General features: G+C 44.6%; 11 protein-coding genes. 5 read left to right on the top strand and 6 right to left on the bottom strand.

Annotation, left to right across the window (positions count from 1 at the left end):
* Positions 1 to 2: 2 nt before the first annotated feature.
* Entirely contained in the window at positions 3 to 911 is a 909-nt protein-coding gene (locus tag B9A91_RS01395; protein WP_144008820.1) for a hypothetical protein, read from the bottom strand.
* 107 nt (positions 912 to 1,018) lie between these two features.
* On the opposite strand from B9A91_RS01395, the gene proS reads away from it, so the two are divergent.
* From proS to B9A91_RS01370, 5 genes are all read left to right on the top strand, one after another.
* Positions 1,019 to 2,491, top strand: coding sequence for a proline--tRNA ligase (gene proS / locus B9A91_RS01390; RefSeq protein WP_084236635.1), 1,473 nt, complete (start codon positions 1,019 to 1,021; stop codon positions 2,489 to 2,491).
* A gap of 9 nt (positions 2,492 to 2,500) precedes the next feature.
* Positions 2,501 to 3,199, top strand: a complete 699-nt coding sequence (locus B9A91_RS01385; protein ID WP_084236634.1) for a hypothetical protein — start codon at positions 2,501 to 2,503, stop codon at positions 3,197 to 3,199.
* Positions 3,196 to 4,335 (top strand): cystathionine gamma-synthase, encoded by a 1,140-nt coding sequence (locus tag B9A91_RS01380; protein ID WP_084236633.1) that lies wholly within the window; start codon positions 3,196 to 3,198, stop codon positions 4,333 to 4,335. The genes B9A91_RS01385 and B9A91_RS01380 overlap by 4 nt, the downstream gene beginning before the upstream one ends.
* A 6-nt stretch (positions 4,336 to 4,341) precedes the next feature.
* Positions 4,342 to 5,202 (top strand): TIGR02757 family protein, encoded by an 861-nt coding sequence (locus B9A91_RS01375; protein WP_084236632.1) that lies wholly within the window; start codon positions 4,342 to 4,344, stop codon positions 5,200 to 5,202.
* A 168-nt stretch (positions 5,203 to 5,370) separates the two neighbouring features.
* Positions 5,371 to 5,895, top strand: a complete 525-nt coding sequence (locus B9A91_RS01370; RefSeq protein WP_084236631.1) for a YdeI/OmpD-associated family protein — start codon at positions 5,371 to 5,373, stop codon at positions 5,893 to 5,895.
* Here B9A91_RS01370 and B9A91_RS01365 read toward each other — a convergent pair.
* From B9A91_RS01365 to B9A91_RS01345, 5 genes are all read right to left on the bottom strand, one after another.
* The gene (locus tag B9A91_RS01365; RefSeq protein ID WP_084236630.1) at positions 5,870 to 6,604 is read right to left on the bottom strand and encodes a polyprenol monophosphomannose synthase; all 735 of its coding nucleotides are present in this window, start codon (positions 6,602 to 6,604) and stop codon (positions 5,870 to 5,872) included. The two genes, B9A91_RS01370 and B9A91_RS01365, sit on opposite strands and share 26 nt — an antisense overlap.
* A 95-nt stretch (positions 6,605 to 6,699) precedes the next feature.
* The gene (locus B9A91_RS01360) at positions 6,700 to 8,253 is read right to left on the bottom strand and encodes a peptide MFS transporter (protein WP_084236629.1); all 1,554 of its coding nucleotides are present in this window, start codon (positions 8,251 to 8,253) and stop codon (positions 6,700 to 6,702) included.
* Positions 8,254 to 8,260: 7 nt separating this feature from the next.
* Complete coding sequence (locus tag B9A91_RS01355) at positions 8,261 to 10,015, bottom strand: peptide MFS transporter (protein WP_084236628.1); 1,755 nt, start codon at positions 10,013 to 10,015, stop codon at positions 8,261 to 8,263.
* A 195-nt stretch (positions 10,016 to 10,210) separates the two neighbouring features.
* Positions 10,211 to 11,134 (bottom strand): hypothetical protein, encoded by a 924-nt coding sequence (locus B9A91_RS01350; protein ID WP_084236627.1) that lies wholly within the window; start codon positions 11,132 to 11,134, stop codon positions 10,211 to 10,213.
* A 2-nt stretch (positions 11,135 to 11,136) separates the two neighbouring features.
* Complete coding sequence (locus tag B9A91_RS01345; RefSeq protein WP_084236626.1) at positions 11,137 to 12,312, bottom strand: acetyl-CoA C-acyltransferase; 1,176 nt, start codon at positions 12,310 to 12,312, stop codon at positions 11,137 to 11,139.
* Positions 12,313 to 12,323: the final 11 nt, after the last annotated feature.

The following is a 12,323-nucleotide window of genomic DNA, read 5'->3' as shown; positions in this document are numbered from 1 at the left end:
AATTACCTGCCGCCGCCTCTTGATGGTCTTGTTGTTCCACCACTGCTACCACCACCATAACTGCCGCCGCCACGTGAGCCGCCATCGCTGCTGCCCCTGGATGGAGGAGGATTATAGGTTGGAGGAGGCGTATAAGATTCCCTGGTAGGTCTTGTCGATTCGCCTCTGCTTGGTCTTGTACTTTCAGTTGTAGCTGGTCTGCTGCTGGAGCCAGTGTTTACGGTATTGCCCCTTGAAGGTCTCGAACCTACTGCCACAGGACGGTCAGCACTTTGTCCTCTTGAGCTGGAGCGTGGTGATAAATAATTGCCTTCTCCATAGTTACGGTTTCCGTTATAGCCATTAGCGCTTCCACGTGAAGGCCTTGCCCTGTAATCGGGTACGTTAGTGGTTCTTCCGGTATAAAAACCGCCACCCCAATATCCGCCACCCCAGTAGCCTCCGCCATAATAACCTCCACCATAGTAGTTGTTCCAGCCCCAGTTGTTATATCCCCAGAACGGCGAATAATAATTTCCCCATCCTCCATAGTACGGAGAATTCCATATTGATCCGTAAAAAGGATTGTATCCAAAGCCAAAGCCCAGTGACATGCCGTAATTGCCATACCATCCGCCATCAAAGTATGGATCATAATAGCCTCTCCAGGACATATTGTTATTGTAAAATCTATTGATACGGGAAGAGTAATCCATATCGTAGTAAGGATCGCTGGTACCGTAGTACTCATCGTCCTGAATACTGTCTTCAGACTGTCTTACAGGCACCTGCTGTCTGTATTCCCTGGCCTGGGCCTGGGAATTATAAACATCATCATTCGTATTCTGCTGCGCTAACCTGGGCGCAGAGCAAGACACTGCAACTACAGTTGTCAGTGCAAGCATGCTGGTGAATAAATTTGTTGATTTCATAACTATATCCCTCGTTTGTGTGTGTTGCGTTTTTTTGTAGGTATAAATTTATAAATTTGTAGCCTACTGTACAAGTCATTTAACACAAAAAACGTTCCAAACAAGCTATGAGCAAAGGTATTACTAGTAAAAACGAAGATTATTCCCAGTGGTATAACGACATTGTTATAAAGGCCGACCTGGCCGAGCATTCATCTGTTAAAGGATGTATGGTCATAAAACCCTATGGATATTCCATTTGGGAGAAGATGCAGGCGGTTTTAGACCAAAAATTTAAAGATACAGGCCATAGCAACGCATATTTTCCCTTATTCATCCCTAAGTCATTTTTTTCAAAGGAAGCTTCCCACGTAGAGGGTTTTGCTACAGAATGTGCCGTTGTGACACATTATCGTCTTAAAAATGATGGGAATGGAAACATCATTGTAGACGAAACCGCCAAACTGGAAGAAGAACTGATTGTGAGGCCAACCTCCGAAACCATTATATGGAACACCTACAAAGGCTGGATCCAGTCGTACCGCGACCTGCCGATCCTGGTCAATCAGTGGGCCAACGTGGTGCGCTGGGAAATGCGTACCCGCCTGTTTCTCCGCACTACCGAGTTTTTATGGCAGGAAGGGCATACCGCACATGCTACTGCCGATGAGGCGATTGAAGAAACCAAAAAAATGCTGGACGTATACGCTGATTTCGCTGAGAAATGGATGGCCGTTCCGGTAGTAAAGGGCGTAAAAACCCCTAACGAGCGTTTTGCTGGTGCATTGGATACCTACTGTATCGAAGCATTGATGCAGGATGGTAAAGCCCTGCAGGCAGGTACCTCGCACTTCCTGGGCCAGAACTTTGCCAAAGCTTTTGATGTGAAGTTTACGAGTAAAGAAGGGAAATTAGATCACGTATGGGCCAGCTCCTGGGGTGTATCTACCCGATTAATGGGCGCTTTAATTATGGCACATAGTGATGACGCCGGGCTGGTGTTGCCACCAAAGCTGGCACCGATACAGGTGGTAATTGTTCCGATCTATAAACACGATGAAGAACTGCAGAAGATCACTGCTTTTGCAGATGAACTGATGTCTAAACTGAAACGCATGGGTGTTTCTGTAAAATATGATGATCGCGACACCCAGCGTCCGGGCTTTAAGTTTGCAGAGTATGAGTTGAAGGGCGTTCCACTCCGCATTGCCATAGGTGCACGTGACATGGAGAACGGAACGGCAGAGCTTGCCCGCAGGGATACCCGTGAAAAACAAACTGTCATTCAGGATGGCCTCGAAATCCACATTGTACAATTGCTTGAAGAAATCCAGGAAAACATCTATAAGAAAGCCTTGGGTTTCAGGGACGAACACATCACGGAAGCCAATTCTTATGAGGAGTTTAAAGAATTGCTGGATGGTAAGGCAGGTTTCATTGCAGCACATTGGGACGGTACGCCTGAAACAGAACAAAAGATCAAAGAAGAGACTAAAGCGACCATCCGCTGCGTTCCTTTAGGTAATAAACTGGAGGATGGGCTTTGTATTTATTCGGGTAAGCCATCTAAACAGCGGGTATTATTTGCAAGGGCATACTAAATTTTAAACATGGATACCACGGAAAACTATCAGAAAATATTAACTGAATTTGAAAATAAAGCTTCCTTAAAACAGGCCATTTACAGAAGTACAACGGAAGTGTTCGGACTGCTGAAAAAACAGCTTGCAGCCATAGCACTCAAACTACAGCAGGACTATACAACCAAGGATCCATCAGTAGAGGTTCATTTTAACGAAAGTAATAAGTTTGAGGCACAGCTTAAATTTTCTGGAGATATGCTGATGGTATCTATGCATACCAATATATTTACGTTTGACCCTTCGCATTCCATCTACCAGACTAAATACGTCAAGGACGATGATTCTTTAAGTTATTGCGGGATCATTTACATCCACAATTTCCTTGCAGATTCTATCAAATACAACCGTCTGGCTGATGAAGGCTCACTAATTGCCCGCATCCTGATCAATAAGGAAAAACATTTTATGGTAGAAGGAGAGGGGGCGCTGGATTTTCTGTACCAGGATTTTGCCAATAATGTGGTGACGGAGCAAAAACTCAATGAGATCATTGAACAGTCAATCCTGTTTTGCCTGGATTCCGACCTGCTGATCCCTCCCTTCGCGCAGATGAAAAACGTAACTTTAAATCAAAAACAATCTATGCTGGTGGCCAGCGGTTACCCTACAGGTAAACACATGGGCTATCAGTTTAAGGCAGAAACAGAGCAAAACAACAACATATGAAATTTGCAACAAAAGCCATTCATGCGGGCCAGGAGCCCGATCCAACAACAGGGGCAGTAATGACCCCCATATACCAGACTTCGACTTACTGGCAAAAATCGCCAGGCGATCATAAAGGCTTTGAGTATTCAAGAGGGACTAACCCTACAAGAAAGGCACTGGAGGCTTGTCTTGCTGCTTTGGAGAACGCCAAATATGGCCTGGCCTTTTCAAGTGGTATGGGCGCTACAGATACGGTAATGAAATTACTGCAGCCTGGTGATGAGGTGATAACCGGTAACGATCTGTATGGCGGTTCTTATCGTATTTTTACCAAGGTGTATGCCAAATACGGCATTAAATTTCATTTTCTGGATTTGTCCAAGCCAGAAAATATCGTTCCTTATCTGAACGATAAAACCAAGCTGGTATGGATAGAAACACCAACTAATCCTACCATGCAGATTGTAGACATTGAAGGGATTGCTAAAATCACAAAAGCGAACAAGGTATTGCTGACTGTAGATAATACTTTTGCTTCGCCCTACCTGCAAAACCCAATTGACCTGGGCGCTGATATCGTGATGCATTCGGCCACCAAATATCTGGGTGGTCACTCTGATGTGGTTATGGGTGCTTTAATGTTAAATGACGAGCAACTGTACAAAGACCTGTGGTTCATCTACAATGCCTGTGGCGCAACACCCGGACCTCAGGATGCATTTTTAGTGTTAAGAGGAATCAAGACCCTGCACCTGCGCATGAAGGCGCATTGCGAAAACGGGGCCAAAGTAGCGCATTTCCTGAAGAAACATCCGAAGGTCGACAAAATCTACTGGCCGGGATTTGAAGACCATCCTAACCATGATGTTGCCAAAAAGCAGATGCGTGATTTCGGAGGTATGGTGTCTTTCACTTTAAAAGGTGCGGACCTGCAGGAAACCTTCCGTATTGCCGGCTCATTTGAAGTCTTCTCTCTTGCCGAATCACTGGGCGGAGTGGAATCGCTCATCAACCACCCGGTAAGCATGACCCACGGTTCTATTCCAAAAGAAGAACGTGAAAAAGTAGGGGTAACCGATAACCTGCTCCGTTTAAGTGTCGGTGTTGAGGACATTGATGACCTGCTTGCCGACCTGGAGCGGGCACTTAAATAACCAGCATTGGAATTTTTAGAATTAAAGGATTTTTTAGAGGTAAAGGTAACACAGTACAACCGGCCTGATTTTATCGAGAATGATCCGATCTGCATTCCACATCGGTTTTCAAAGAAACAGGATATAGAAATTGCCGCATTTTTTGCGGCAATTTTGGCCTGGGGCCAACGTAAGACCATCATCAATAAATGCAGGGAACTGCTGGGAAGAATGGACAATGATCCGCATCATTTTATGCTGGAACATACCGACGCAGACCTGAAGCGCCTGCTGGGTTTTAAACACCGTACCTTTAACGATACCGACCTGTTGTATTTTGTTGCATTCTTTCAGCAGCATTACCGCCAGTCGGATAGCCTGGAAACGGCTTTCCTTTCGCCAGGCAATAGTTTTCAGACAGATTTTATGTCCACGCAGGTCATTGGGAATTATGCTGTATATACCTCGTCCAGCTGCATGCTTTCCGAACTGAACCAGCAGGTGCCCAAGATCGAGCAGGCGCTCAATTATTTTCGTTCCTATTTTTTCTCTTTGCCCGATTATCCGAGACGAACCATCAAACACATTTCTTCTCCCTCGCAAAAATCGACCTGTAAGCGTTTAAATATGTTTTTAAGATGGATGGTGCGGCGAGACGATAAGGGTGTTGATTTTGGGATCTGGAATACTTTAAAGCCCGCTGATCTGATCTGTCCTTGCGATGTGCACGTAGATAGGGTAGCACGCAGGCTGGGCATAATTGAAAGGAAACAGACCGACTGGAAAACTGCTTTGGAATTAACCGAACGTTTACGTGAGTTCGATCCTGATGATCCTGTGAAATATGATTTTGCTTTGTTTGGTTTAGGCGTCGAAGAGAAGTTCTAATATTTATTTGTCGTATTTTTAAAAAGGATTGTGATGTTCAGACTGGAATTATTTGCCCGCTTCGCTAAATGGGCAAATCTTCCTATGTCCTCACATTAACAATCCTTTTTTTTGATGCAAAAACATCCGGGAAAATCATAATTTTAACTTTCATATACTTCAATTCATATGATAACCTTTAAAGCAGAAATAGAGCGTTTCGATGAAATGGGCGAAAAATCGGGCTGGACCTATGTGTTTGTTCCCCAGGTTGTTGCCAATCAGATCAAGGCCGGTTGCCGAAAAAGCTTCAGGGTAAAAGGAAAGCTCGATCAGGTTCAGATCGAAGGTGTATCGCTGGTGCCAATGGGCGAAGGCGATTTCATTATGGCATTGAACGGTACATTGCGTAAAAAACTCAAAAAAGAAAAAGGCGCTGTACTTGAACTCCAGCTGGAAGAAGACACTACCTTTAAAATAGAGATGCCGGAAGACCTGGAGCTTTGCCTGTCAGATGAGCCACACTTGCTAAAGAACTTCCTGAAACAACCGAAATCACACCAGAACTGGTACATCAACTGGCTCAATACTGCGAAGACAGAACCAACACGTACCAAACGGATCGTGAAGATTGTTGCTGCGATGGATAAGGACTGGGATTTTGGTACCATGATGCGCGATGGCAAGCCTAGGCCGGACGATCGTACTTCCTGAACCAGCTCCAGACCTTCATCTGGATTACCCCAATAAAAGCCTCCCTGAAAATCCGTGTACTCATTTTTGAAACCCCTTCTGTGCGGTCTGTAAAGATAATCGGTACTTCTACTACTTTAAACCCATATTTAATGGCTGTAAACTTCATCTCTATCTGGAAGGCATAGCCTACAAATTTGATTTTATCCAACGGTATGGTAGCCAGCACCTGGCGGCGATAGCATTTAAAACCTGCCGTGGCATCCTGTATATTGATGCGGGTAATGAGCCTTACATACATGGAAGCAAAGTAAGACATCAGTACGCGGCTCATAGGCCAGTTCACCACATTTACGCCGTTTACATACCTGGAGCCTATAGCCACGTCGGCGCCGTTTACACAGGCATTCCTGAGCCTCACGAGGTCTTCAGGGTTATGCGAAAAATCGGCATCCATCTCAAAAATATATTCGTACTGGGTGCGTTCCAAAGCCCATTTAAAACCATGAATATAGGCCGTTCCCAATCCCAGCTTACCTGTTCGCTGTTCAAGGTGCAGGGCGGGGTATTCCTGCTGCAGTTTTTTTACAATATCAGCCGTGCCATCAGGCGATCCGTCATCAATAATTAAGATCTCAAAAAAGTAATTCAGTGAAAAAACCTTTCTGATGATCTTTTCTATGTTTTCTTTTTCGTTGTAGGTAGGAATAATAATTAAACTGTCTGACACGGAAAATAAATTAAGTAGCGAAATTATGGATTCTAAATGAAAAAACCCGTAACCAAAGCAAGGTTACGGGTTAAAATATGTTAAAAGTAAAGCCGTTAGCTAACTTCCTGCATCAGCTTTTTAACCACAGGCGAAATAACAAGCAGAATTATACCTGCTATTAAGGCATAAATACCCAATTGTTTATATCCCTCTGTATAGGTCATCAGTTTTTGTACAAGAGTATCATTTTCACTTGCTTCAGCCATTCCTGCGCCTAGTAAACCGGCCACATACTGACCATATGCGCTGGCCAGGAACCACATGCCCATCATCACACCCTGCAATTTAACCGGGGATAATTTGGTCATGATGGAAAGCCCGATAGGAGAAAGGCAGAGTTCACCAAATGTCATGACCAGGTAGGCCATGGTAAATACGTCCAGGGATGCAATACCTTGTCCATTGGTAAAGAAACGTGTGCTATAAAAAATAAAGAACGATCCTGCAAGAAATAAAAAAGCAAGTCCGAATTTAACTACCGTATTGGGTTCTATTTTCTTTTTGGCCAAAGCTATCCAGATCAGACTGAACAGGAAAGCAAAAATGATCACAAAGAGGGAGTTCGCAGAATTATTGACCCCATTGGGGTCAAGTTTGATACTACCTAAAACCGTATTGTCGAGGTTTCGTGCCGCAAACAAGCTCAGCGAGCCGCCACATTGCTCAAAAAACGCCCAGAACAACACAGAAAAGAAAATGAATACCAATGCTGCGATCAGCTTTTTGCGCTCCGCCCAGCCATACCTGCCCATTTCATAAAGGAGATAGAGTAGAGTGGCCGGACCGATGGTATACATGAACCAGTCGGTATACTGGGTTTTGGCGACCATGATCATAATTACCGGAACAATAGCAAGCGAGCCGATATACACGGCGTAATCGTACCATTTTTTATTTACCGATCTGCGTTTCACCTGTACAGGCTCCGTCATCACTTTGTCGTCAATACCTGCCAGGTTAATGTCGGTAATTTCTTCATCCTCACCGGGAGGCAGACCAATAGGCCCCATTTTTTTCTGGGTAAAAAGAAAAGTGATCAGGCTGATGGTCATTACGATAGCAGCCAGGCCAAAGGCCAGGTGCCAGGAATATTGTTTTCCTATAGTTATACAGGCATAACCGCCCAATAGAGCGCCAATATTGATACCGGCGTAAAAAACCGAGAAACCGGCATCCCTGCGGGCATCACCAGCCTTATACAGTTTTCCTACCATTGTCGAAATATTGGGTTTAAAAAAACCTGTTCCTACAACAGTAAAGCTAATCCCCAGAAAAAAAAACTGGTGTGGATCATAGGCCAGAATACCACTGCCTATGATCATCAGGATGCCACCCCAGAACAGGGATTTGCGGAAGCCGAGTATCTTGTCAGCAAATAGGCCACCTATAAACGTAAAGGCGTAAACAAAAGCCTGGGTTGCGCCATACTGCAGATTCGCATCAACATCCTTCATAAACAGTTGCGTAACCATAAAATAGGTCAGCATGCCCCTCATTCCATAAAAGCAGAAACGTTCCCACATCTCTGAAAAGAAAAGCGCCCAAAGCTGCTTAGGGTACTTTCCTTTAAAATTCTGAATTTCTTCTAAAGACAATTGTTTAGCCATGTTCTGATTATCTAACGCCGTGCATTAACCGTTTAAGCAATGGATGCAACAGCATCACCAGGAGGCCCAGGCCAATTGGCACTAGCGTAAAGATCAGGAAGAAAGTCGAAAGCGAATATTTCTGTGTGATCTCGTTAATCATTCCGCCCATTGCACCTGCAGTTTTGTTACCGATGGCGATGGCCAGGTACCAGATACCGAACATCACACCGATCATCCTGGCCGGAACCAGTTTACTTACGTATGAAAGTCCGACAGGCGACAGGCACAATTCACCCAGGGTGTGGAACAGGTAGGCAAAGATCAGCCAGATCATGCTCACTTTAATGGAAGCATCCGGACCGCTGATGGCAGATGCGCCATAGGCAAGGGAAGCAAATCCCAGTCCAAGCAAAGTCATACCAATACCGTATTTAAACGCTGCTGGCGGGTTGTACTTGCTTTCCCACACCTTCGACACCAGTGGTGCAAATGAAATGATAAAGAAAGAGTTCAGGATACCGAACCATGAAGCGGCGACAGTGGTGGTTTCTTTCTGGAACTCAATTTTCAACATCCAGATCACTACGCCCCAGATCACCACAAAGCTGGTTCCAAGGATAAAGTTACCCAGAGGGAACTTTTTAAAAGTTTGTGTGAACAGCTTCCACAACACAAAAGTGATGATGCCCAATGGTACAACGGTAAGCAGGGTGTTGACGATTTTAAAAGCTGTAGCCGCACTTCCCGAGAAGTCGCGCTGGGTATATTTATCTGCAAAAATGGTCATAGAACCACCTGCCTGCTCAAAAGAAGCCCAGAAGAAAACAGTAAAGAAAGCGAAAATGGTTACGGCAATCAAACGGTCGCGGGTTACTTTAGCGTAACGCAGGATCCTGCCCACCAATAAAATTAAAAACAGGATTACACCCGTAACAATGGTAAAGCTAGGACCCGATAAACCCAATGCAGTAAAATTAAGCAGGTTATGGCCACTGATTTTAGAATAAGGGTCGTTCAGGATCCAAACCAGTCCTAATAACAAAGCTGCAACCATTAAAGTAAGGTCAAACCCGGTAAAAGGTACTCTTTTGTCTCCATCATCATTGCTGGCTTTTTTAAGGTTATCTTCTTTGGTTGGTTTTTTACCTACATCGCCAAATATGCCTTGGGTAAAATAGAATTGCAGCATTCCAAAAAACATGAAAATCCCCGCCAGTCCGAAGCCCCAGCTCCAGCTTACGGTTTCACCAATATATCCGCAAAGCATGATACCCAAAAACGCACCCGCATTTACACCCATGTAGAAAATGGTATAGGCACCGTCTTTCTTTTCAGGATGATCTTTGTAAATGTGCGAAACGATAGAAGTCATATTAGGCTTGAAAAAACCATTACCAAAAATTAGCAGGCCAATCCCTAGATACAGGAAAGTCGGTGTTTCAACGGCCATGCTGGCATGCCCCATGGTCATAAGCAGGGCACCGATAACTACAGCCCAGCGATAACCAAGGTATTTATCGGCCAGGTAACCACCCATAATGGTAGTTAAATACACCAGTGAGGTATAAGTGCCATATAAAGCAAGGGCATTTTCTTCCGGCCAGTGCCAGCCGCCTTTATCCAATGAAGAGATCAGGAACAATACCAATAAAGCACGCATTCCGTAATACGAAAATCTTTCCCACATCTCGGTAAAGAACAGCACAAACAATCCTGCCGGATGTCCTAGTACCTTGTTTTCAAAAAAGTTATTTGGGGTGTCCAAACTTTGTGTATTCATGTTAGTTTTCTTGTGTAATAAGTTTAGTTAGTTTTTCTGTTTTTTATTTTCTTAAGCTGCCGGGGCAATTCTTATATATAAGTTTGTTGTTTTACAATTTAGCGGAATGTTATTGCTATAAATCACCCCGCAAGATAGGTACATGGAGGCAAACTCACAAATTTTTAACAGGTATTGGGTTTGCTTCTTCATTTGCTAAAGTTTTTTGGGTGCTTTGATACTTTTGTCTTTTGGATCGGCATAGAACTCGTCCATCGCATTGGGTTCGTTCTTAAGCTCCACATTTTCAACCAGCTTTAGCCTTCCGCCGCTAAACTTGTAGGCATCGAAACTCAGGTCGGATGCATAAAATTCAAAGTTCCCCGCCATATCGGGTGTAAAAGGGGCCAGGTGATCAAACACAATCATGCCTACATTTTTATCCATGGTCAGCGTCATCGAATTTAATTTGTTGTACTCAAACACCATCCGGTTTTTGGGCGCCGAACCTTTCGCACCATCAAAAACCGCTTTCCCAAATACCGGCTGTTCTGCACGGTCAAAAGAAAGGATCTCTATTACTTTTTTGGAGGTTTTGCTATTGTTGCCCTTCCATCCTATAAGTACATAATAGGGCTGTTGTCCGTTCACTTTAACAGGAATAATCTCATAATAACGGGCACCAAACCAGTTTTTATTACCCGTAACCTGGTTGTTGTCCTGAATACCGGCTGTCCCGTCAATCAGGGGGAACATTTTTAAGCTGCCGTCTTTGGTAGCCATTTGAATGGTGCCAAAAAAGCGGTAAGTACCGTCATCATTGGGGACATACCAGGTAAAAAGCCTTAAGGCATTGTCGGGTGATTTCAATACTGTTATTTTTTTTAGTGAGTCAAAAGGATAACTGAAAGAAGAACGGGTTTTTAACGCGCTCACCAGCGTTTTGATAAACCGGGAATTTGCTTCCAGCCGCTGCTGGTCGTTCTCAGCAGTATAAACGGCATTACTTAGTCCCAGCAGGGTATCCTGGTATTTTTTTAACGCAGGAATATTGGTCAGGTCAAAGCTATGCTGCGCCCAAACAGAGGTTCCGACGCAGCAGAGTATTAAAAAAAGTAAAGCTTTTAAGGCCTTAATCATTTTTACAGTTTTTCGATAACCAGGGCGCTGGCACCGCCACCACCGTTACAAATTCCGGCAACACCTATTTTGCCATTGTTTTGGGCCAAAACAGAAAGGAGCGTAACCACAATCCTTGCACCTGAAGCACCCAGCGGGTGACCTAATGATACCGCACCACCATTTACGTTCACTTTTTCGCCATTTAATCCCAATTCTTTATTGTTTGCCAGCGAAACTACTGAAAAAGCTTCATTGATCTCAAAGTAATCTACATCGGCAATCGTTTTTCCTGCGCGTTGAAGTGCCAGCGGGATTGCTTTGGCAGGAGCAGTGGTAAACCACTCAGGGGCTTGCTGTGCATCGGCATACGCCAACACTTTTGCCAATGGGTTCAGTCCAAGTTCTTTTGCCTTATCAGCACTCATTAAAACCAAAGCTGCCGCACCATCATTTAAAGTAGATGCATTGGCGGCAGTTACTGTGCCATCTTTTTTAAACACAGGTTTCAGGCCCGGTATTTTATCAAATTTTACTGCGAAAGGTTCTTCATCCTTGTCTATCAAGGTAATATCACCCTTACGGTCTTTCAGCTCAATGGCAATCACTTCAGCGGTAAATTTGCCCTCATTCTGGGCGGCCTGCGATCTTTTATAGGAACTGATGGCAAAAGCATCCTGCTCTTCGCGGCTAATGCCGCATTCAGCAGCACACAACTCAGCGGCCGAACCCATGTGGTAGTCGTTATACACATCCCACAAGCCATCCTTTACCAGTCCGTCTGTCAATTGACCATGTCCCAGTCTGTAACCGTTACGGGCTTTATCCAGATAATAAGGAACATTGCTCATGCTTTCCATACCGCCTGCCAGCACAATATCGTTCTGGCCAAGCGCGATGCTCTGGGCCGCCAGCATAATGGCTTTTGTGCCCGAAGCACATACTTTATTGATGGTGGTTGAGGGCACATCCGGTAAGCCTGCAAACTTAGCTGCCTGTGTGGCGGGGGCCTGGCCCAGATTCGCAGACAAAACATTGCCCATGTAAACTTCCTGAATGTCGCCAGGTTTTATTCCGGCTTTTTCAACAGCTGCCTTAATCGCGAAACCACCAAGTTGTGGCGCAGAAAAACCCGATAACGAGCCTCCGAAACTTCCGATTGGGGTTCTGACAGCGGATACAATGACTACTTCTTTCATTAATGTTTTTA

The organism is Pedobacter africanus (assembly GCF_900176535.1).
Lineage (GTDB): Bacteria > Bacteroidota > Bacteroidia > Sphingobacteriales > Sphingobacteriaceae > Pedobacter > Pedobacter africanus.
Note: the sequence above shows the minus strand (reverse complement) of the source record. Positions and strands in the feature narration are given on the sequence as shown.

What these genes read in the sequence shown, in the direction of transcription:
- B9A91_RS01395 (WP_144008820.1), bottom strand. Translation starts at nt 911, where the DNA reads ATGAAATCAACAAATTTATTCACCAGCATGCTTGCACTGACAACTGTA.
- proS (WP_084236635.1), top strand. Translation starts at nt 1,019, where the DNA reads ATGAGCAAAGGTATTACTAGTAAAAACGAAGATTATTCCCAGTGGTAT.
- B9A91_RS01385 (WP_084236634.1), top strand. Translation starts at nt 2,501, where the DNA reads ATGGATACCACGGAAAACTATCAGAAAATATTAACTGAATTTGAAAAT.
- B9A91_RS01380 (WP_084236633.1), top strand. Translation starts at nt 3,196, where the DNA reads ATGAAATTTGCAACAAAAGCCATTCATGCGGGCCAGGAGCCCGATCCA.
- B9A91_RS01370 (WP_084236631.1), top strand. Translation starts at nt 5,371, where the DNA reads ATGATAACCTTTAAAGCAGAAATAGAGCGTTTCGATGAAATGGGCGAA.
- B9A91_RS01360 (WP_084236629.1), bottom strand. Translation starts at nt 8,253, where the DNA reads ATGGCTAAACAATTGTCTTTAGAAGAAATTCAGAATTTTAAAGGAAAG.
- B9A91_RS01355 (WP_084236628.1), bottom strand. Translation starts at nt 10,015, where the DNA reads ATGAATACACAAAGTTTGGACACCCCAAATAACTTTTTTGAAAACAAG.
- B9A91_RS01350 (WP_084236627.1), bottom strand. Translation starts at nt 11,134, where the DNA reads ATGATTAAGGCCTTAAAAGCTTTACTTTTTTTAATACTCTGCTGCGTC.
- B9A91_RS01345 (WP_084236626.1), bottom strand. Translation starts at nt 12,312, where the DNA reads ATGAAAGAAGTAGTCATTGTATCCGCTGTCAGAACCCCAATCGGAAGT.